General features: G+C 68.7%; 15 protein-coding genes and 1 riboswitch. Of the genes, 11 read left to right on the top strand and 4 right to left on the bottom strand.

What is annotated here, in order from left to right:
* Nucleotides 1-9 precede the first annotated feature (9 nt).
* The 10 genes from CUJ89_RS28335 to CUJ89_RS28285 all read left to right on the top strand — a co-directional run bounded on the left by CUJ89_RS28335 (nt 10) and on the right by CUJ89_RS28285 (nt 14,147).
* On the top strand, nt 10-1,443 hold the full coding sequence (locus tag CUJ89_RS28335) for an aldehyde dehydrogenase family protein (RefSeq protein ID WP_114180606.1): 1,434 nt from the start codon (nt 10-12) through the stop codon (nt 1,441-1,443).
* A gap of 263 nt (nt 1,444-1,706) precedes the next feature.
* Complete coding sequence (locus CUJ89_RS28330; RefSeq protein WP_114180605.1) at nt 1,707-3,290, top strand: Na+/H+ antiporter; 1,584 nt, start codon at nt 1,707-1,709, stop codon at nt 3,288-3,290.
* 475 nt (nt 3,291-3,765) lie between these two features.
* Nucleotides 3,766-4,899, top strand: coding sequence for a hybrid sensor histidine kinase/response regulator (locus CUJ89_RS28325; RefSeq protein ID WP_114180604.1), 1,134 nt, complete (start codon nt 3,766-3,768; stop codon nt 4,897-4,899).
* A 126-nt stretch (nt 4,900-5,025) separates the two neighbouring features.
* Nucleotides 5,026-6,702 (top strand): methyl-accepting chemotaxis protein, encoded by a 1,677-nt coding sequence (locus CUJ89_RS28315; RefSeq protein ID WP_114180603.1) that lies wholly within the window; start codon nt 5,026-5,028, stop codon nt 6,700-6,702.
* On the top strand, nt 6,699-7,211 hold the full coding sequence (locus tag CUJ89_RS28310; protein WP_114180602.1) for a chemotaxis protein CheW: 513 nt from the start codon (nt 6,699-6,701) through the stop codon (nt 7,209-7,211). The genes CUJ89_RS28315 and CUJ89_RS28310 overlap by 4 nt, the downstream gene beginning before the upstream one ends.
* Complete coding sequence (locus CUJ89_RS28305) at nt 7,208-8,608, top strand: CheR family methyltransferase (RefSeq protein ID WP_114180601.1); 1,401 nt, start codon at nt 7,208-7,210, stop codon at nt 8,606-8,608. The genes CUJ89_RS28310 and CUJ89_RS28305 overlap by 4 nt, the downstream gene beginning before the upstream one ends.
* Nucleotides 8,609-8,654: 46 nt before the next feature.
* Complete coding sequence (locus CUJ89_RS28300; RefSeq protein WP_114180600.1) at nt 8,655-9,362, top strand: chemotaxis protein CheW; 708 nt, start codon at nt 8,655-8,657, stop codon at nt 9,360-9,362.
* On the top strand, nt 9,359-11,656 hold the full coding sequence (locus CUJ89_RS28295) for a hybrid sensor histidine kinase/response regulator (protein ID WP_114180599.1): 2,298 nt from the start codon (nt 9,359-9,361) through the stop codon (nt 11,654-11,656). Before CUJ89_RS28300 ends, CUJ89_RS28295 begins: the two co-directional genes overlap by 4 nt.
* Complete coding sequence (locus CUJ89_RS28290) at nt 11,653-12,672, top strand: chemotaxis response regulator protein-glutamate methylesterase (protein ID WP_114180598.1); 1,020 nt, start codon at nt 11,653-11,655, stop codon at nt 12,670-12,672. The genes CUJ89_RS28295 and CUJ89_RS28290 overlap by 4 nt, the downstream gene beginning before the upstream one ends.
* Nucleotides 12,673-12,722: 50 nt before the next feature.
* A riboswitch (Fluoride riboswitch) is annotated at nt 12,723-12,826 on the top strand.
* 79 nt (nt 12,827-12,905) lie between these two features.
* Nucleotides 12,906-14,147, top strand: coding sequence for a voltage-gated chloride channel family protein (locus CUJ89_RS28285; protein WP_114180597.1), 1,242 nt, complete (start codon nt 12,906-12,908; stop codon nt 14,145-14,147).
* Nucleotides 14,148-14,316: 169 nt separating this feature from the next.
* Here CUJ89_RS28285 and CUJ89_RS28280 read toward each other — a convergent pair whose 3' ends face one another.
* Nucleotides 14,317-15,030, bottom strand: a complete 714-nt coding sequence (locus tag CUJ89_RS28280) for a riboflavin synthase subunit alpha (RefSeq protein WP_114180596.1) — start codon at nt 15,028-15,030, stop codon at nt 14,317-14,319.
* 208 nt (nt 15,031-15,238) lie between these two features.
* Entirely contained in the window at nt 15,239-17,101 is a 1,863-nt protein-coding gene (locus CUJ89_RS28275) for an ABC transporter ATP-binding protein (RefSeq protein WP_114180595.1), read from the bottom strand.
* A 502-nt stretch (nt 17,102-17,603) separates the two neighbouring features.
* Between CUJ89_RS28275 and CUJ89_RS28265 the strand changes: the two genes are divergently transcribed.
* Complete coding sequence (locus CUJ89_RS28265; RefSeq protein ID WP_114180594.1) at nt 17,604-18,485, top strand: Dyp-type peroxidase; 882 nt, start codon at nt 17,604-17,606, stop codon at nt 18,483-18,485.
* 98 nt (nt 18,486-18,583) lie between these two features.
* Here the strand turns inward: CUJ89_RS28265 and CUJ89_RS28260 are convergent, their stop codons facing one another.
* The gene (locus CUJ89_RS28260; protein ID WP_114180593.1) at nt 18,584-18,985 is read right to left on the bottom strand and encodes an OsmC family protein; all 402 of its coding nucleotides are present in this window, start codon (nt 18,983-18,985) and stop codon (nt 18,584-18,586) included.
* Nucleotides 18,986-19,083: 98 nt separating this feature from the next.
* Entirely contained in the window at nt 19,084-20,007 is a 924-nt protein-coding gene (locus CUJ89_RS28255) for a LysR family transcriptional regulator (RefSeq protein WP_114180592.1), read from the bottom strand.
* Nucleotides 20,008-20,406 lie beyond the last annotated feature (399 nt).

Raw genomic sequence — 20,406 nt, 5'->3', positions numbered from 1 at the left:
AGTCGTTCCATGTTGAAGGAAACCTATCCGTACTACCTCGCCAACGAGGCGGTCTACGCGAACACCGATCTGGACGTGACGGACAAGTTCAGCGGCAAGGTCGCGACGCGCGTCGCGCTGGCGGACGCGAAGGCGATCGACGCGGCGATCGGTGCGGCGGTCGACGCCGCGAAGCCGATGCGCGAGCTGCCGGCCTACAAGCGGCAGGCCGTGCTCGACCATTGCGTCGCGCGCTTTCGCGAGCGCTTCGACGAGCTGGCCGAGGCGCTGTGCATCGAGGCCGGCAAGCCGATCAACGATTCGAAGGGCGAAGTGACGCGGCTGATCGACACGTTCCGTGTCGCATCCGAGGAATCGGTGCGCATCGACGGCGAGATCATCAACCTCGAGATCTCCGCGCGTGCGCAGGGCTATACGGGCTATACGAAGCGCGTGCCGGTCGGCCCGTGCTCGTTCATCTCGCCGTTCAACTTCCCGCTCAATCTCGCCGCGCACAAGGTCGCGCCCGCGCTCGCGGCCGGCTGTCCGTTCGTGCTGAAGCCCGCGAGCCGCACGCCGATCGGCGCGTTGATCATCGGCGAGGTGCTCGCGGAAACCGACCTGCCGAAGGGCGCGTTTTCGGTGCTGCCCGCGCATCGCGACGGCGCCGATCTGTTCACGACCGACGAGCGTTTCAAGCTGCTGTCGTTCACGGGCTCGCCGGCGGTCGGCTGGGCGCTGAAGGAGAAGGCCGGCAAGAAGAAAGTCGTGCTGGAACTCGGCGGCAACGCGGCCGCGATCGTCGATGCGGACCAGCGCGACCGGCTCGACTACGTGGTCGAGCGGCTCGCGTTCGGCGCGTACTATCAGTCGGGCCAGAGCTGCATCGGCGTGCAGCGGATCCTCGTGCATGCCAATCTTTACGACGCGCTGCGCGAGAAACTGATCGCGAAGACGCGTTCGCTGAAGATGGGCGATCCGAAGGATCCGTCGACCTTTGTCGGGCCGATGATCTCCGAATCCGAATCGCGCCGGCTGTCGGGCTGGATGGATGCGGCCGTCGCGGCGGGCGCGAAGATCGTCGCGGGCGGCAAGGTCGACGGCGCGATGTTCGAGGCGACGCTGCTGGAAAACGTCGGGCACGAGCAGGACCTGTACCGGAAGGAGGCGTTCGGCCCCGTGGCGATCCTCGAGAAGTTCGACCGGTTCGACGACGCGCTCGCGCGCGTGAACGACAGCGACTTCGGGCTGCAGGCCGGCGTGTTCACCGATTCGCTCACGCATGCGCAGCGCGCGTGGGACGAGCTGGAGGTCGGCGGCGTCGTGATCAACGACGTGCCGTCGTTCCGCGTCGACAACATGCCGTACGGCGGCGTGAAGGATTCGGGTCTCGGCCGCGAAGGGATCCGCTACGCGATCGAGGACATGACCGAGCCGCGGCTGATGGTCGTGCGGCGCCGGTAGCGCGCGGCAGGCAGCGCGTTGCCGCGACGGCACGCGGGCGGGCGATCGTGCCGGCCCGCGTGCCGTTTTTCATGCCGGCGGGCGCCGGCGCGGCCGACGCGAAACCCGGCGGCCGCGTTGCACACGTTCGCCGCGCGCGCGGATGACGGGGCCGCGCGCCGAACCGCTCGACTGTCCGCATCGCCTCGTGATGTAATCGCGCCAAACTGCCGACCGGGGTACGACACCGGAAAGCGCGAATTCATTCTTCACGAGGTCGATTCATGTCCCCCGTCTCGGCATTCAAGCTGGTTTTGTTGTCACTCCTGGCGATCGTCGCGCTCGAATACGTCGCCAAACGGCTGCGATTGCCGCCCGCGGCCGCGCTGCTGGTCGGCGGCATCGGCATCGCGTTCATCCCCGGCCTGCCGCCGATCAACCTCGATCCCGATCTCGTGCTCGTCGTGTTCCTGCCGCCGCTGCTGATGGACGGCGCGTATTTCTCCGTGTGGGAGGAGTTCAAGCGCAACGTCGGCGGCATCCTGCTGCTCGCGATCGGCGCGGTCGTGTTCACGACCTTCGCGGTCGGCTTCGCGGTGCACTGGGCCGTGCCGTCGCTGCCGTGGGCCGCGTGCTTCGCGCTCGGCGCGATCGTGTCGCCGCCGGACGCGGTCGCCGCGAAGGCCGTGCTCGAACGCGTCGCGCTGCCGCGCCGGCTGATGGTGCTGCTCGAAGGGGAGAGCCTGCTGAACGACGCGGCCGGCCTCGTGCTGTTCCGCTTCGCGGTCGTCGCCGCGTTGTCGGGCACCTTCAGCCTGGGCCACGCGGTCGTGGGCTTCGCGGAGCTCGGGCTCGGCGGCGTGGTGGTCGGCTTCGTGGTCGGCAAGCTCGTCGTGTGGTTCCTGAAGCTGCTCGACGACGACTACCTGGTGATCACCGTCGCGGTAATCGCCGGCTGGATCGCGTATATCGCGGGCGAAATGGTCGAAGTGTCGGGCGTGATCGCGACCGTGACGGCCGGCATGATCATCGGCTGGCACCAGCACGAGGTGTTCTCGGCGGCCGTGCGCACGCGTGGCACCGCGTTCTGGCAGGTCATCGTGTTCCTGCTCGAAGCGCTGGTGTTCGTGCTGATCGGGCTGTCGCTGCGCGGCGCGATGCAGCGCCTCGGCGGCGTCGAGCAGGTGCTCGCCACGATGCTGCCGCCGGTGTTCGCGGTGCTGGCGGCGGTGATCCTGTCGCGCTTCGTGTGGATTTACGCGGTCGAGGCGCTGAAATGGCCGGTGCACGGGATCGTGCGGCGCGGCGACGCGCCCGACTGGAAGGCCGCGACGATCATGAGCTGGGCCGGGATGCGCGGCGTCGTGACGCTGGCGATCGCGCTGTCGTTGCCCGACGCGATGCCCGGCCGCGACCTGATCCTGGTCGCGTCGTTCGCGGTGATCCTCGTCACCGTGCTGCTGCAGGGCACGACCATCGGGCCGCTGATCCGGCTGCTGCGCCTGCCGCAGCGCGAAGCGCGCGCTGCGCATCACCTGACCGAGCCGCAGACGTGGGCGTACATCGAGGCCGCGCAACTCGCGGCGATCCAGCCGCTGGTGCGCGACGAGAACGGAGCCGTGATCCATCCGCGCCTGCTCGAGCAATACACGTATCGCGCGGAACTGACCGAGCGGGCGAAGAACGAACCCGCGTATCCGGCGGAAGTGCGCATGGCGCATTACGACGTGGTGTTGGCCGCGATCCGGGCCGGGCGCGCGGAATTGTTGCGCCTGCACCGTTCGAACCGCATCCACGACGAGATGCTGCACATGCTCGAACGCGACCTCGACCTGCAGGAAGTGTCCGCGCAGCACGCGCGCGGGTAAGCGGCCACGCGCCTTCATCACGCGGGCCGGCTACCTGCCGGCCCGATGCGCGCGCGATTCGATCCTTGCCCGGCGCGCTTTTTCTCTTCGTCCCGCCCGTCGATCCGGCGCATTTCCATCCTGCCCCCAATGCGACAGGCCGCCAGCCTTGCAGCGCATGCAAACCTGATGGCGCCGGTCGAGCAAACGTTATCGTCCTTCGAATCCGGAAATGATCTGATTTATCTGATTCCGGCTCTTTCTGCATATTTGGCAAAACTAAACCGGAAGGAGATAGATGCTGTGTTCTAATTTCATTTAGAATCAGCCGGTTATGTTTATTGAGAGAAAGAATGCGGAGGTAATGCGGCCGTCGACGGGGGAAAATCGGCGTCCGAAGCCCTGCATGGCAGTGCCGACAGGCCAAATCGGCAGAATCAGGCGGGGTTTTCAACCGCCAAATTAAGATAGCGTCCAAGTCGGATAAACAACTCCTATGAAAGAATCGATTGGAGATTCGGCGTTTGAAACTGTATTTATGAAAGAATCGAGCGGTGATAATGCCTTGGATTGTCTTGAATCGGGGTTATCGGTCCTTCTCGTCGACGATCAACCGTTCGTCGGCGAGGTGATCCGCCGCGCGCTGCGCAGCGAGCACGACATCGACCTGCACGTGTGCACCGATGCGCACCGGGCGATGGCGGCCGCGCGCGACGTGAAGCCGACGGTCATCCTGCAGGATCTCGTGATGCCGGAGATCGACGGCCTCGATCTCGTCCGCGCTTGGCGCGCGGACGCCGGCACCGCACGCGTGCCGATCATCGTGCTGTCCGCGAAGGAGGAGCCGATCGTCAAGCGCGAGGCCTTCATCGCCGGTGCGAACGACTATCTCGTGAAGCTCCCCGACGCGATGGAGCTGACCGCGCGCATCCGCTATCACTCGAATTCGTATCTCATGTCGCGGCAGCGCGACGAGGCGCTCGATTTCCTGTCGCACGACATGCGTTCGCCGCAGACGTCGATCCTCGCGCTGCTCGATGTCTACCGGACCGAACATGGCGACTTGCCGGCGATCATGGAACGCATTGCCGGCCATGCGCGGCGCGCGCTCGCGCTCGCCGACGGCTTCATCCACCTGACCCGCGCGCAGTCCGAGCGCCGCGCGCACGAGGTCGTGAGTCTCAACGAGATCGTGCTCGACGCCGTCGACCAGCTTTGGGAGAAGGCGGCCGGGCTCGGCAGCCGGGTCGTCGCGCACGTGCCCGATACCGAGTGCGTGACGATGGGCGACCGCATGATGCTCACGCGCGCGGTCGCGAACCTGATCGACAACGGGCTGAAGTACGGCCCGGCCGGCACGGACGTGCACTGCACGCTGAGCGGCGACGACGGCGCATGGCTGATCGGCGTCGAGGATACCGGCGCCGGCATCGCGCCGGCGCAGCGCACGGCCGCGACCGAGTCGTTCGTGCAGCTCGAATCCGCGCACGGCGCGGCGCGCAGCGGCTTCGGCCTCGGGCTCGCGTTCGTTCGCGCGACGGCGGCGCGGCATCGCGGCCAGATCCTGATGCGCAATACGACGCGCGGCTTCATGGTCGCGCTTCGGCTGCAGGCGCAAGCGGAGCGGTGATTTCGCGGCGCGGCCTGCCGGCGCCGCGCCGTCCGCATCCGACCCCGATGCGCTCGTGGCGCGCCGTCCGGCGCGCAGGCGAGCGCGGATTTTTTCAACGCTGATTTTAGAAAGCCCATAACGAACATGGCCACCGTGACGCCCCGCGCGACCAATGAAAGCCTGCATCCAACGATCGGCGCTGCCCGGCTGACGCTCGGCAATCGCATCCTGCTCAGCTTCGGCGTGCTGTTCGTACTGATGCTGGTGACAGCCGGCGTGTCGTACGAGCGACTGCGCGCGATCAACAGCGAAGCCGTCAGCATCGAGCGCGACTCGCTGCCCGGCGTCTACATCGCGTCGTCGCTGCGCGGGTCGGTCAACGAATCGTTCACGCTGCTGCAGCAGGCGACCTTCGTCGACACCGAGCCCGAATCCGAGCAACGCGATCTCGCGAAGATCTCCGACGTGCTGAAGGACATCGAGTCGCTGTCGGTCGACTACCAGAGCACGACGTTTCGCGACGACGACCGGCAGCGCTTCGCGGCGTTCCGCGGCGCCTACGATCGCTACGTGCCGCTGTTGAACGAAGCCGTGCAGAAGAACCGCGTGTCGCGTGAAGAGGCCGTCGCCGCGTACGCGAAAACGCTGCCGGCGTGGACCGAGGTCGTACGCAACGCGAACACGCTGGTGCAGGAGAACCGCAAGTTCGCCGAGCAGTCCGCGAAGCTGATCCGCGAATCCGTGCAGGACACCGAGGTCGTGCTCGCGACCGCGCTGGCGTTCGTGCTGCTGTCCGCGCTCGGGCTCGGCTTCGGGCTGTACCGTTCGGTCACCAAACCGATGGCGCGGCTCGTCGAGGTGCACGACGTGATGCGTACCGGCAACCTGACGCGCCGCCTCGACCTGCGCCGCCGCGACGAATTCGGCACGCTCGAGACGGGCTTCAACCGGATGGCCGACGAGCTGACCGAACTCGTCGCGCGCGCGCAGCAGTCGTCGCTGCAGGTGACGACGTCGGTCGCCGAGATCGCGGCGACGTCGCGCGAGCAGCAGGCGACCGCGAACGAAACCGCGGCGACGACGACCGAGATCGGCGCGACCTCGCGCGAGATCTTCGCGACGTCGCGCGACCTGCTGCGCACGATGAACGAGGTGGCCGGCGTGGCCGAGCAGTCGGCGACGCTCGCGGGCGTGAGCCAGGGCGGCATCACGCGGATGGGCGAGACGATGCGCAGCGTGATGGACGCGGCCGGCTCGGTGAACGCGAAGCTCGCGATCCTCAACGAGAAGGCGCTGAACATCAACCAGGTGGTCGCGACCATCACCAAGGTGGCCGACCAGACCAACCTGCTGTCGCTGAATGCGGCGATCGAGGCTGAGAAGGCCGGCGAGTACGGCCGCGGCTTCGCGGTCGTCGCGACCGAGATCCGCCGCCTCGCCGACCAGACGGCCGTGGCGACCTACGACATCGAGCAGACGGTGAAGGAAATCCAGTCGGCCGTGTCGGCGGGCGTGATGGGGATGGACAAGTTCTCCGAGGAAGTGCGCCGCGGGATGCTCGACGTGCAGCAGGTCGGCGGGCAACTGTCGCAGATCATCTCCGAGGTGCAGACGCTGTCGCCGCGATTCCAGATGGTCAACGAGGGGATGCAGACGCAGGCGAACGGCGCCGAGCAGATCACGCAGGCGCTGTCGCAGCTGTCGGAAGCCGCGCAGCAGACGGCCGAGTCGCTGCGCCAGTCGTCGCAGGCGATCGACGACCTGACGCTCGTCGCGAATCAGTTGCGCACCAGCGTGTCGCGCTTCAAGGTCGACGCGTGACGCGCGCCGACACGCAGAACGGCGCACACGCGCTGTTCCTGATGTTCGAGCTCGACGGCGAGCGCTATGCGCTCGATGCGGCCGGCATCGAAGAAGTGCTGCCGCTCGCGATCACGAAGGCGGTGCCGGGCGCACCCGAATGGATTGCCGGGCTGCTGATGCGCGGCGGCCAGCCGGTGCCGGTGATCGACGTACCGATGATGGCGCTCGGGCGGCGCGCGCAGGCGCTGCGCTCGACGCGGCTCGTGATGGTCCGCTACCGCACGGGCCAGGCCGACGTCGAGCGCGTGATCGGCCTGATCGTCGAGCGCGCGACGCAGACGATGCGGATCGACCGCGCGGCGTTCCGCGCGAGCGGCATCTCGACCGCGCGCACGCGCTGGCTCGGGCTCGTCGCGAACACGCCCGACGGCGTGGTGCAGCAGGTGTCGGTGTCCGACCTGATCGACGACGTTGCGCGCCTGTATCTGTTCGACGGCCAGCCGGGCCACGGGGGGGAGTCCGCATGAAAGAATCCGAAGCACGATTTCGCGGCTGGCTGCTGCGCGAGACCGGCATCGACCCCGATTCGCTCGGCAACGATTTTATGACCCGTGCGCTGACGGAGCGCGTGCATGCGCTGCAGGCGGACGGCGAGCGCCTGCCGTCGGCAGCGCGGCCGCCCGTGACGCAGGAAGCGCTCGACGCGTACTGGCAGCAGCTCAATGCGTCGGCCGACGAGCGGCGCGCGCTGATCGAGCTGTTCGTCGTGCCCGAGACGTGGTTCTTCCGCGATCGCGAGGCATTCGCGACGCTCGCGCGGCTCGCGGCCGAACGGGTCGCCGCGATGCCCGGCCGCGTGATCCGCGTGCTGAGCGCGCCGTGTTCGACGGGCGAGGAGCCGTATTCGGCGGCGATGGCGCTGCTCGACGCGGGGCTCGAACCGGCCAGCTTCACGATCGACGCGATCGATCTCAGCGCGCGCGCAATCGAGTTGGCCCGGCTGGGCTGTTACGGGCGCAACGCGTTCCGCGGCACCGCGACGGAGTTTCGCGTGCGGCACTTCACGCCGGCCAGCGACGGCTGGCTGCTCGACGAGCGCGTGCGTGCGCGCGTGCAGTTCCGGCACGCGAACCTCGTCGAACCGATCGCGGATCCGGGCATTCGCTACGATTTCGTGTTCTGCCGCAACGTGCTGATCTACTTCGACCGCGACGTGCAGGATCGCGTGATCCGCTCGCTCGACGAGCGTCTCGCCGACGACGGCATGCTGTTCGTCGGGCCGGCCGAAACGGGCGTCGCGATGCGGCACGGGATGCGCTCGGCGCGCGTGCCGCTGGCGTTCGCGTTTCATCGCGAGCCTGCCGGCGCGGTGGCCGACGCAAGCGCGGCTTGGCCGGCTGCGTCGCTGTCAGCTGCAGCGCCGTACCGGCGCACCGAGCGCATCACGGTCGCGCCGCTCGCGGCGACGCGCCCGGTGCTGGCCGTCGCGGCGCCGGCCTGGCCCGGTGACGGGCTGCAACCGTTCGCGGCGACGCCGCCCGCCGTGCACCCGGCCGCGTTCCACGCACGGGCCGACCGGTCGGTGGCGACGGCCGATGCGGCCGCGCCGGTCGCCGAAGGCATCGCGCCGACGCTCGAGGATGCGCAGGCGCTCGCGAACGCGGGTGCGTTCGACGAGGCCGAGCACGTGCTCGCGCAGTTCTCGGCGCGCGTCGGCCCGCATGCCGATGCGTTCTACCTGAACGGACTGATCGCGGATGCGCGCGGGCGCGCCGCAGAAGCGGGCGACTTCTACCGGAAGGCGCTGTACCTGCGGCCCACGCACCATGAGGCGCTGACGCACCTCGCGACGCTGCTCGACGTCGGCGGCGATCGCGCGGGCGCGCAATGGCTGCTGGAGCGCGCACGGCGCTCGGCGGGCTGAAACGAATACGGGTTGGGGACCGACACCGCGATGACCAGAGGAACGAATGAACCGCGACGCCGCTGCCACTGACGACACGACGATCGACGTCGACGATTGCTGGAACCGGATCGGCACGCACGGCGACCGCTCGTGCGAGCGGCTGGCCGACTGCCTGCGCTGCCTGAACTGCCCGGTCTACGCGTCTCACGCGGCGAAGCTGCTCGAGCGTCCGCTCGGCGACGCCGAGATGGCCGACGCCACGCGCCGGATCAGCGCGTTCGGCGCGACGCACGGGCGCGACGACGACGGCGATACGCACCAGGCGGCGCTGGCGTTCCGCGTGGCCGACGAATGGCTCGCGCTGCCGATCGGCGTGCTGCGCGAGATCGCCGGCACGCGCCCGATCCATTCGCTGCCGCATCGCCGCAATTCGGCCGTGCGCGGCGTGGTCAACATCCGCGGCACGCTGCGCATCGCGATCTCGATCGGCGCGCTGCTCGGCCTCGATGCAGGCAAGGGCGGCAACGGTGGCGGCGACGGCCGTTTCACGCGGCTGCTGGTCGCCGCGCATCAGGGCGACCCGGTCGTGTTTCCGGTCGACGAAGTCGAAGGCGTGCTGCGCTTCGGTGCTTCCGACTGGGTGCCCGTGCCGGCGACGGTCGGGCGCGCGAGCGCCGGCCTGTCACGCGGCGTGCTGTCGTGGCGCGGCAAGTCGGTGGGCCTGCTCGACGACGATCGCCTGTTCGACGCCGTGACACGGAGCATGCGATGAGCGGCGATGACGATCTGAGCCACCTGTCGCTGCTCGAGCTGTATCGCGAGGAGACGCGCACGCAGACTCAGGCGCTGTCCGAGCGGCTGCTCGCGCTCGAATCGGGCGAGCCCGATTCCGTCGCGCTCGAAGCGTGCATGCGCGCCGCGCATTCGCTGAAGGGCGCCGCGCGCATCGTCGGCGTGCCGCTCGGCGTCGACATCGCGGGGCGGATGGAAGAATGCTTCGTCGCCGCGCAGGCCGGCACGATCGCGCTGACGGCCACGCACGTCGACGTGCTGCTCGCCGGCGTCGATCTGCTGGTGCGCGTCGGCGATCCGCAGGGGCCGCCCGTGACGCCGACCGAGATCGACGTGTTCGCGGCGGCGCTGACGGGCGCCGACGGTGCGCGGACGATGCAGGCGCCGGCCGTCGTGCCGCCGCCGGTCGTGCCTTATCGCGAGCGCGACGGCGCCGCGAACGAGCCCGTCGGGGCCAGCGCCACGGTGCCGCCGCTCGCCGTGTCGGGCACGGTGCCCGATCCGGCCCAGGCCGGCCGCGTGGCCGGCGCCGGCGCGATGCGCCGCGTGCGCGCCGATACGCTGAACCGCCTGCTGAGCCTGTCCGGCGAATCGCTCGTCGAATCGCGCTGGCTCAAGCCGTTCGCCGAATCGATGCTGCGCGTGAAGCGCGCACAGCGCGACGCGGCCCGTTCGCTCGATTTGATGTACGAACAATTCGCCGACGATCTCGACGCGGGCATGCTCGCGTCGATGAACGAAGTGCGGCACATGCTCAACGACCTGCAGCGTTCGCTTGCCGAGCGCATGGACGAGTTCGACCGCTTCGAGCGGCGCAGCACGCATATCGCGGAGCAGTTATACGACGAGGCGCTGCAATGCCGGATGCGGCCGTTCGGCGACGCGACGCGCGCGTATCCGCGCATCGTCCGCGATCTCGCGCGCTCGCTCGGCAAGCAGGTGCGCTTCTCGATCGTCGGCGAGGGCACGCAGGTCGACCGCGACATCCTCGACCTGCTCGACGCGCCGCTCGGCCACCTGCTGCGCAACGCGCTCGACCACGGCGTCGAATCGCCCGACGCGCGGCGCGCGCGCGGCAAGCATGCCGAGGCGAGCGTGACGCTGGAGGCGCGCCACAGCGCCGGCTCGCTGCTCGTCAGCGTGATCGACGACGGGCCGGGCGTCGACATGGACGCGCTGCGCGCGGCCGTCGTGCGCCAGCGCCTGACCGACGACGAGACGGCCGCGCGGCTGTCCGATCCCGAGCTGCTCGAATTCCTGCTGCTGCCGGGCTTCTCGATGCGCGAGGCGGTGACCGACGTGTCGGGTCGCGGCGTCGGCCTCGACGCGGTGCAGGAGATGGTGCGCGGCGTGCGCGGCGCGGTGCGGATCTTCAACGAGCCGGGCGCCGGCATGCGCTTCGTGCTGCAGTTGCCGCTCACGCTGTCGGTGATCCGCAGCCTGCTCGTCGAGGTCGGCGGCGAGGCGTATGCGTTCCCGCTCGCGCATGTGCGCCGCACGCTCGAGCTCGCGCACGACGATATCGACGTGCTCGAAGGGCAGCCGCATTTTCCGTTCGACGGACGGCGCGCGGGCCTCGTCGCCGCGCACCAGTTGCTCGATGCGGGCGAGCCCGACGTCGCGCGCGCGAGCACCGCGGTCGTGGTCGTCGGCGCCGAGCCCGAGCTGTATGGCGTCGCGGTCGACCGCTTCCTCGGCGAGCGGATGCTCGTCGTGCAGCCGCTCGACAGCCGCCTGAACAAGATCCAGAACATCGCAGCCGGCGCGCTGCTCGAGAACGGCGATCCCGTGCTGATCGTCGACGTCGAGGACCTGATCCGCTCGGTCGACAAGCTCGTGCGCGGCGGGCAGCTCGCGCGACTCACGCGCGACCCGCAGCTCGCGCTCGCCGACCGGCGCCGCCGCGTGCTCGTCGTCGACGATTCGCTGACGGTGCGCGAGCTCGAACGCAAGCTGCTGGAAAAGCGCGGCTACGACGTGACGGTCGCGGTCGACGGGATGGAAGGCTGGAACGCAGTGCGCAGCGACGCGTTCGACCTCGTCGTCACCGACGTCGACATGCCGCGCATGGACGGCATCGAACTCGTCACGCTGATCAAGAACGATCCGATGCTCAAGCGCTTGCCGGTGATGATCGTGTCGTACAAGGATCGCGACGAGGATCGCCGCCGCGGGCTCGATGCCGGCGCCGACTACTACCTCGCGAAGAGCAGCTTCCACGACGAGGCGTTGCTCGATGCCGTGCACGACCTGATCGGGGGCGCGCACGGATGAACATCGGCATCGTCAACGACCTGCCGCTGGCCGTCGAGGCGCTGCGCCGCGTGATCGCGCTGCGCACCGACCACCGCGTGCTGTGGGTCGCGACCGACGGCGACGAGGCGGTGGATTTCTGCATCGCCCATCCGCCCGACCTCGTGCTGATGGATCTCGTGATGCCGAAGGTCGACGGCGTGGCGGCGACGCGGCAGATCATGGCGCGTGCGCCGTGCGCGATCCTGATCGTGACGGTCAGCGTCAGCGCGAACACGTCGTCGGTCTACGAGGCGATGGGCGCCGGCGCGCTCGACGCGGTCGACACGCCGACGCTCGCGCTCGGGCTGCCGACGGATCATTCGCCGCAGCAACTGCTCGCGAAGATCGACCAGATCGGCCGGCTGCTCGAGAGCCGCACCGTGACGCTCGTGCCGCCGGGGCCGGCGCCCGATCGCGGCCAGCCGACGCTCGTCGCGATCGGTGCGTCGGCGGGCGGGCCGACCGCGCTCACCGCGCTGCTGCGCGCGCTGCCGGCCGATTTTCCGGCCGCGATCGTGATCGTCCAGCATGTCGACCAGGCGTTCGCGGTCGGGATGGCGGAATGGCTCGACGGCTACACGCGGCTGCCAGTGCGCGTCGCGCGGCAGGGCAGCGTGCCGCAGGCAGGCGAGGTGCTGCTCGCGGCGACCAACGATCACCTGGCCCTGTCGCCGCGCGGCGTGCTCGGCTATACGCGGCATCCGGTCGAGACGCCGTACCGGCCATCGATCGACGTGTTCTTCAACAGCGTCGCCGACGGCTGGCAGGGCGACGCGTTCGGCGTGCTGCTGACGGGAATGGGGCGCGATGGCGCGCTCGGCCTGCAGGCGATGCGCGCGAAGGGCTGCTACACGATCGCGCAGGACGAGGCGACCAGCGCCGTCTACGGGATGCCGAAGGCGGCCGCGGCGATCGGCGCGGCGTCGGCGATCCTGCCGCTCGAGCGGATTGCGCCCCAGCTGATCTCGCGCATCACGCGCCCGCTGCGGGACTGACGGCGCGCCGGCGTCCGCATGGTGTGCGATGCGCGGCGTCGCGTACAATTGCGGCCTGCGGAGATGGCATGCCTCCCTGCGGTCGTTCCCGGCGCGTTGCGCGCGGCGCGGCCCTCAACCGCCGGTTTGCCCGGCTGATGATGCCTGCGTGTTCCTGGGTTGTCAGGAGGTCGCAGGCCGTCCATGCGGTATTCTGCCGCCCAGGTTTTGATGTTCCGTCGAATCTGGAAATCATGTTTTTCACGACTTCTGCCGATCTTCTCGCGACCGTGCGCTACGTATGCCGCTGGCTCGCGCTCTCGGCCCTGCTCGGCGCGCTGGCCGGCACGGCTTCCGCGCTGTTCCTGATCGCACTCGACTGGGCGACCGGCACGCGCGTGGCGCATCCGTGGCTGCTGTGGGGGCTGCCGGCCGCCGGTTTCGCGACCGGGTGGATCTACCATCGTTTCGGCCAGCCGGTCGCGCGCGGCAACAACCTGCTGATCGACGAGATTCACGACCCGAAGGCGCTCGTGCCGAAGCGGATGGCGCCGCTCGTGCTCGTCGCGACTGTCGTCACGCACCTGTTCGGCGGCTCGGCCGGCCGCGAGGGGACGGCCGTCCAGATGGGCGGCGCGCTCGCCGATCGCGTCACGCAGGTGTTCCGCCTCGATCGCGAGTATCGGCGCGTGCTGCTGATGGGCGGCATCGCGGCCGGGTTCGCGTCGGTGTTCGGCACGCCGCTCGCGGGCGCCGTGTTCGGGCTCGAGGTGCTCGCGATCGGGCGCGTGCGCTACGACGCGCTGCTGACCTGCGTCGCGTCGGCGATCGTCGCGGACGTCGTGTGCCGCGCGTGGGGCGTGCATCACACGGCCTATGCGATTCCGTTCGTGCCGGCCGTGTCGGCGACGGGGCTGGCCGTGACGGTCGTCGCGGGCATCGCGTTCGGCGTCGTCGGGCGACTGTTCGCGTATGCGACGCATGCGCTGACCGCGTGGTTCCGCCGGGTCGTCCGCTATGCGCCGCTGCAGCCGATGCTCGGCGGCGTGCTGGTCGCCGTGGCAGCCACCGTGCTGAACGTGCCGCAGTATCTCGGCCTCGGCATCCCGACGATCGAGGCTGCGTTTCACGGCCCGCTGCCGCTCTACGATTTCGCGGGCAAGTTCGCGTTCACCGTCGTCACGCTCGCGTCGGGGTTCAAGGGCGGCGAAGTGACGCCGCTGTTCTACATTGGCGCGACGCTTGGCAACGCGCTCGGCCAGGTGCTGGCGCTACCGGTGCCGGTTCTCGCGGGGCTCGGCTTCGTCGCGGTATTCGCGGGCGCGGCCAACACGCCGATCGCATCGACGATCATGGCGATCGAACTGTTCGGCGCGGATATCGGCGTGTATGCGATCGTCGCGTGTGTCGTCGCGTATCTGTTTTCGGGGCACGCGGGGATTTATCGCGCGCAGCGCGTGGCGGTGGGGAAGGGCGCGCAGGCTGAAGCGGATTGAGGCGGGCGCGGGCGGATGGCATGCGCTGGCCCGACGACGACGGGGACGAACTGATCGGCCTCGATCTCGTACTCTGGACGCTTGAGGAATCGGAACCGTGGGTCGAGGTGTTTTCCGACGGGAGCCGATACTCGGTGATCCAGCGGATCACCTGGCATGCCGGCATCCGTTACTTCTTCGGCAGTCGCGCGACGTTGCGGGCCAGCAGTTCCTCGATATCGATGCCCTTTTCCGCCAGCAACGTCGTGACGACGCCGGTCAATTCGCCGAGCGTTTCCTTGACCGCTTCCCGGATCGTATCCACGACGACCTGGGTGCTGCGCTCGATCTCGATGTTGACCTTGTCGTTGACGCCCTTTGCATCGAAGGTGGTTGCGCGTCGCGTTTCCGGAATCAGCCAGATTTCAAACCAGCCTTCGTCGCGATTGACGTCCGAAACGGTGAGGCTGCAGCCGTTGATCGCGATATAGCCCTTCGCGAACACATATCGTTTGAAATCGGCAGGCACGCCGATGCGAATCATCCGGTTGTGTTCGGACGACGCGATGTGCAGGATGGTCCCCGGGAAGTCGACATGGCCGGACAGCGGATGCCCGCCGATTTCCGCGCCGTCCTTCGCGGCCCGCTCCACGTTGATCCGCGCGCCTGTCGCCAGGTCGGCCAGCGTGGTGATCTTCAGGCTCGGCAACATCACGTCGAAGTCGATCAGCTCCGGCGAATGGATGGTCGTCACCGTCAGACATACGCCGTCGACCGAGACGCTGGCGCCGATCTCGATGTCGTCGGTAAAGCGCTCGGGGAATTCGACGCTGAAGGTTCTCAGCTCCCCGTGATCCTTGATGGTCTTGATGACGCCAACACCCTGGACAATTCCTGTAAACATGGTCGATCCCTCGTCGCTAATTTCCTGGCCGACATGATAAGTGATCCCGGCAGAGGCGACGCCGCGGCGCGCGACTTCAGGGTGGCCGGCGCGATGCACGGAAGCAAAAAAAGGCCGTGCACCCGGCACGGCCACGATCCGAACCCGATTGTCGATGCGGCCCGGCGGTCGTGACCGCACCGCGGGGCCGCATCGCAACGCGTTGGCGTCATGCCTCGGCCGGCTCGCCGAGCGGCCCGGCGTCATCGTCCGCGGTGCGCCGCGGCGAATCGGCGAGCCCCTTCGCGAGCTCCAGCGCCTGCCGCTCGAACAGCCGGCGGTAGATGCCGCCGTCGATGCGGATCAGTGCGTCGTGGCTGCCTTCCTCGATCACCTTGCCGCGATCGAGCACGAGCAGCCGATCGAGCGCGCGCACGGTCGACAGCCGGTGCGCGACCACGAGCGTCGTGCGGCCGACCATCAGCCGCTCCATCGCCTGCTGGATCAGCAGCTCGCTTTCGCTGTCGAGGCTCGACGTCGCTTCGTCGAGGATCAGGATCGGCGCATCGGCGAGGAACGCGCGCGCAATTGCGACACGCTGGCGCTCGCCGCCCGACAGCTTGATCCCGCGTTCGCCGACGAGCGTGTCATAGCCGTCCGGCAGCGCGACGATGAAGTCGTGCGCGCTGGCGAGACGCGCGGCGCGCTCGATGTCCGCGCGGCTCGCGTCGGGGCGCGCATACGCGATGTTTTCCGCGAGCGTGCGGTGGAACAGCACGGGCTCCTGCTGGACGATCGCGATCTGGCTGCGCAGCGACTCCTGCTGCACGCGTGCGATGTCCTGGCCGTCGATCGTGATGCGGCCACCCGACACGTCGTACAGGCGCTGGATCAGCTTGATGAACGTCGTCTTGCCCGACCCCGAGTGGCCGACCAGGCCCACACGCTCGCCGGGCGCGATACGCATCGAGAAGTCGTCGTACAGCGGCACCGGATGGTTGCCGTAGCGGAACGTCACGTGCTCGAAGCGGATCTCGCCTTGCCCGATCCGGATGGCCGGCGCGTCGGGATGGTCGTCGATGCCGAGCGGCTGGCGTTCGAGCGCGACGAGTTCTTCCATGTCGTTCACCGAGCGCTGCAGGTTGCGGATGTGCATGCCGACGTCGCGCAGGTAACCCTGCAGCATGAAGAACATCGTCAGCGCGAACGCGATGTCGCCGACGCTTGCCTCGTCGTTCGCCCACAGCCGCAGCGCGACGCCGATCATCGCGGCTTGCATCGCGACGAGCATCGCGCCCTGCAGCCCGCCGTTGAACGTGCCGCGCACCCACGTGCGACGCGTGCGCTGCCGCCACTTGCCGATCACGCGCGCGAGCCGCGCTTCCTCGCGCGTTTCCGCGCCGAACGCCTTGACGACCGCGTTGCAGCTCACGGCATCGGCGAGCGCGCCGCCCATGCGCGTATCCCACAGGTTGCCGAGCCGTGCGGCCGGCGCGACGATGCCGAGCGATACGGCGACCGTCACCGCGATGTACAGCAGCGAGCCCGCGCCGACGACGAGCCCCATCACGGGCCAGTGCGAGCCGAGCAGCGCGGTTGCGCCGACCAGCATCGTGACCGACGGCAGCAGCGCGATCAGCACGGTGTCGTTCAGCAGGTCGAGCGCCCAGATCCCGCGCGTGATCTTGCGCACGGTCGAGCCCGCGAAGCTGTTCGCGTGCCAGTCGGTCGAGAAGCGCTGCACGCGATGGAACGACGCGGCGGCGATCTCGCTCATCATCTTCAGCGTGAGCGTGATGATGTTCAGGTAGACGCCTTGCCGCAGCACCGTCGCGCCGATGCCGAGCGCGGCGAGCGTGCCGAATGCGACGATGGCCGAATGCCACGCGGCGGCGCGGTCGGTCAGGCCGGTCGACAGCGCATCGACGAGGCGGCCGGCGAACAGCGGCGTGAGCACGTCGGCGAGCGCGGCGAGCAGCGCGAAGGCTGCGACCGTGGCGATGCGGGCCGGCTGCTTGCGCCAGTAGCGGAAGGTGAAGCCGAAGACGGCCTGGAATGCGTGGCCGCCCGGACGGGAGGTTTTTTGGGTCATGTATCGTTGCCCGGCGCATCGCGCGACGGGACTTTCCGGTTCGGAGAACGACGAAAACGCAACAGCCGGCGCCGCGCGGAAAACGCGGGCGGAACGACACGGGCTGTCGGGAAAAGCGCGGCTGACGGGTTAGCGGAAAACTCGGGAGCCTGCGCGGACGGCGGGCTGGATCAGCAGCGCCGTGGGACCACGTTCGGGAAGGTGGCTGGCATTCGGAACATCTGCACCTCCCCTGAAGTGAACGGTTGAAAGGACGCCGAAAAGACGTGTAAAGATTCTATCAGCAGTGTCCGGCGCGCTGCAACGTCTGACGAATGCGGCGTTGCAGCGTCGATACGGTTAGTATTCAGGGTTTCGGCCCTTCTTTCGCGGGCGTTCCGCAAAGCGGCGGCGCGTGGGCCGGCGAGCGCGTCGATTACACTTCGGCGTCCGCGGCACGCGACGGCGCGCGCGTCCCGGCGCGGCCCTCACAGATTCACCCCGAACCATTCCTGAGGAAACGATGAGCGACGTTCAGCAAGGCATTCTGGCTCCGATCGACACGGCGGCCCGATACCTCACTTTCACGATTTCGAATGACGGCAATGTAGCGGCGGCGCTGGCCGCGCTGCGCGAGATCGTCGACGGGCGCGACACGGTCGTCGGTTTCGGACATGCACTGGCGGCGCACCTCGGGCACCCGGTTCCGGGCCTGACCGATTACCCGGCGTTCGCGGTGAAGGACCGCACGCTGCCGGCGACGCCGGCCGACGTGTGGGTCTGGCTGCGCGCCGACGACCGCGGCGAGATCGTGCTGCGCGCGCGCGCGATCGAGCGCGCGCTGGCGCCGGCGTTCGCGCTGCAGGACGCCGTCGACGGCTTCCGCTATTCGAACGATCGCGACCTGTCCGGCTACGAGGACGGCACCGAGAACCCGACCGGCGGCGACGCGGTCGACGCGGCGATCGTGACGGGGCAGGGCGCGGGGCTCGACGGTTCGAGCTTCGTCGCGGTCCAGCAATGGCTGCACGACTTCGACCAGATGGAGCGCATTCCGTCGGGCGACATGGACAACATCATCGGGCGCCGCCGCTCGGACAACGAAGAGCTCGACGATGCGCCCGAGTTCGCGCACGTGAAGCGCACCGCGCAGGAAAGCTTCGAGCCCGAGGCGTTCATGCTGCGCCGTTCGTCGCCGTGGTCGGACGCGCGCCGCGCGGGCCTCTATTTCGTCGCGTTCGGCTGCTCGTTCCGCGCGTTCGACGTGCAGATGCGCCGGATGAGCGGCGCGGACGACGGGATCGTCGACGGCCTGTTCCGCTTCACGCGGCCGCTGACGGGCGCGTATTTCTGGTGCCCGCCGATGAAGGACGGCAAGCTGGACCTGTCCGCGCTCGGACTGTAAGCGCCGGGCTGGTTCGATGGACGGGCGGGCCGCGCATCATGCGCGGCCCGCCCGTTCTGCTTTTCAGGCGGCGATTTTATGCGCGCTCGCCGCTCTCGTCATTTCAACGTCGTTTCGATTCGCGTGCCGCGCTTGATGAACTGCGTCACCGGCGTCTTCTCGCAGATCTCCGCGAGGCGCTGGCGTTGCGCGTCGTCGAGCGGGCCGTCGAGCGTCACGACGCGGCGCACGTATTGCGCGCCTTCGCGATCCGCATGCAGCTCGGTGCGCACGTCGATGCGCGCGGCCGGCCACGACTTGCGCTGCATGTACATACGCAGCGTCGCGGCCGTGCATTGTGCGAGACCGGCAAGCACGAACTCGTACGGCGCCGGCCCGCGATCCTGGCCGCCTTCGCGTGGCGCTTCGTCGCCGGTCAGCGCGTGCGTGCCGGCCTGCAGCTGGACGACGTAGTCGGGCGCCTCGGCGTCGAGGACGGCGGCGGCATGGATGAGCGACATGGCAAGTCTCCGGTAAGCGGGAAGAAGGAAGCGTGCGCCGCGTGGCGGCGTGAAGCCGTCAGCATACCGTCCCGATCGCACCGGCGTGCGCCGCGCGGCTACGCGTCGGCGACGCCGGCGCTGCTGCGCACGAGCGCGGCGATGCGTTCGCGCACCCACTGGTGCGCGCGATCGGCGTCGCGCGATTCGTGCCAGTACGCGAGGAGCGGGAACGGCTTGAGCCGCAACGGCAGCGGCCGCACGACGATCGGCAGCATCGCGGCCATCCGCAGCGCATAGGTGTGCGGCAGCGTGACCAGCAGGTCGCCGGTCGCGGCGATCTGGCACGCGGCGAAATAGTGCTGGCAGGTGAGCCGGATATCGCGGATGCGTCCGTCGTTGCCGAGCAGCACGTCGAGCGATTGCGGTTCGCCGAACGACGACACCGCGATATGCTGCGCCGCGAAATAGTCGCCGCGCCGCAGCGGGTCGCGCGCCAGCGGATGATCGCGGCGCAGCGCGATGACGAGCGAATCGTCGAGCAGGTGTTCGGTGGCGATGCGCGGGCCCGTCGGCACGCGACGATCGACGACAAGATCGAGATTGCCCGATGCGAGCTCGCGCTCGATGTCGGGCACCGCGATGCGGCGGCTCACGAGCCGCAGGCCCGGCGCTTCGTCGGCGAACGCGGCGACGATCCTTGGCAGCGCGATCGATTCGAGCACGTCGCGAATGCCCACCGCGATGCTCAAATCGAGCGTTGCGGGATCGAATGCCGACGGGTCGCGCGCGGTGCCTTGCAGGCCCTTCAGGTGCAACTGCACGTCCGCGATGATCGAACGCGTGCGTTCGGTCGGCACGACGCGGTTGCCCTGGCGCACGAACAGCGGATCGTCGAAATGCGCGCGCAGCCGGTTGAGCGCATGCGTGACGGCCGGCTGCGTGAGATGCAGCGCGCGGGCGGCCGCGCCGATGCCGCCGTGCACGTAGACGGCGTCGAGCACGCGAAACAGGTTCAGGTCGAGGCGGTGATCGGCGGGCACGGAGCGCGGACGGCGTGGTGAAGGATGGATCGATTCTAAAGGATGCGCAGGCAACGGATGCGCGGGTTGTCGTGCGCGGCGATCGATGGCGTTCGGTGCATGTCGATGCCGTTCGAACCGATATGCGACCACGGCTTGGTCCGATGCGCGGCGCAACAAAACGCACGCGCCGCGATGCATGACGGCCGCAACAATCGGCTGCATCGAGCGCACGATTCCGTGCCGGCATACCCGCGGCTCGTGACAGCCTGTAGTAATCCGCCATCATGCTGTCCACGTCGGCCATTTCGCGCCAAAGGCGCTACCCGTTCGGCTAAGATGCCGTCGCTTCATATTTCGGGATAGCCGTCCTGTCGCACGCATTCAAACCAAATATAAGCCTGACAGTTCGACGGTATT

The organism is Burkholderia pyrrocinia, assembly GCF_003330765.1.
Lineage (GTDB): Bacteria > Pseudomonadota > Gammaproteobacteria > Burkholderiales > Burkholderiaceae > Burkholderia > Burkholderia pyrrocinia_B.
The sequence above is the reverse complement of the archived record's forward strand: the minus strand, read 5'-3'. Positions and strand labels throughout refer to the sequence as shown.

What these genes read in the sequence shown, in the direction of transcription:
- CUJ89_RS28300 (WP_114180600.1), top strand. Translation starts at nt 8,655, where the DNA reads ATGAACCGCGACGCCGCTGCCACTGACGACACGACGATCGACGTCGAC.
- CUJ89_RS28290 (WP_114180598.1), top strand. Translation starts at nt 11,653, where the DNA reads ATGAACATCGGCATCGTCAACGACCTGCCGCTGGCCGTCGAGGCGCTG.
- CUJ89_RS28315 (WP_114180603.1), top strand. Translation starts at nt 5,026, where the DNA reads ATGGCCACCGTGACGCCCCGCGCGACCAATGAAAGCCTGCATCCAACG.
- CUJ89_RS28280 (WP_114180596.1), bottom strand. Translation starts at nt 15,030, where the DNA reads ATGTTTACAGGAATTGTCCAGGGTGTTGGCGTCATCAAGACCATCAAG.
- CUJ89_RS28295 (WP_114180599.1), top strand. Translation starts at nt 9,359, where the DNA reads ATGAGCGGCGATGACGATCTGAGCCACCTGTCGCTGCTCGAGCTGTAT.
- CUJ89_RS28275 (WP_114180595.1), bottom strand. Translation starts at nt 17,101, where the DNA reads ATGACCCAAAAAACCTCCCGTCCGGGCGGCCACGCATTCCAGGCCGTC.
- CUJ89_RS28330 (WP_114180605.1), top strand. Translation starts at nt 1,707, where the DNA reads ATGTCCCCCGTCTCGGCATTCAAGCTGGTTTTGTTGTCACTCCTGGCG.
- CUJ89_RS28260 (WP_114180593.1), bottom strand. Translation starts at nt 18,985, where the DNA reads ATGTCGCTCATCCATGCCGCCGCCGTCCTCGACGCCGAGGCGCCCGAC.
- CUJ89_RS28325 (WP_114180604.1), top strand. Translation starts at nt 3,766, where the DNA reads ATGAAAGAATCGATTGGAGATTCGGCGTTTGAAACTGTATTTATGAAA.
- CUJ89_RS28305 (WP_114180601.1), top strand. Translation starts at nt 7,208, where the DNA reads ATGAAAGAATCCGAAGCACGATTTCGCGGCTGGCTGCTGCGCGAGACC.
- CUJ89_RS28335 (WP_114180606.1), top strand. Translation starts at nt 10, where the DNA reads ATGTTGAAGGAAACCTATCCGTACTACCTCGCCAACGAGGCGGTCTAC.
- CUJ89_RS28265 (WP_114180594.1), top strand. Translation starts at nt 17,604, where the DNA reads ATGAGCGACGTTCAGCAAGGCATTCTGGCTCCGATCGACACGGCGGCC.
- CUJ89_RS28285 (WP_114180597.1), top strand. Translation starts at nt 12,906, where the DNA reads ATGTTTTTCACGACTTCTGCCGATCTTCTCGCGACCGTGCGCTACGTA.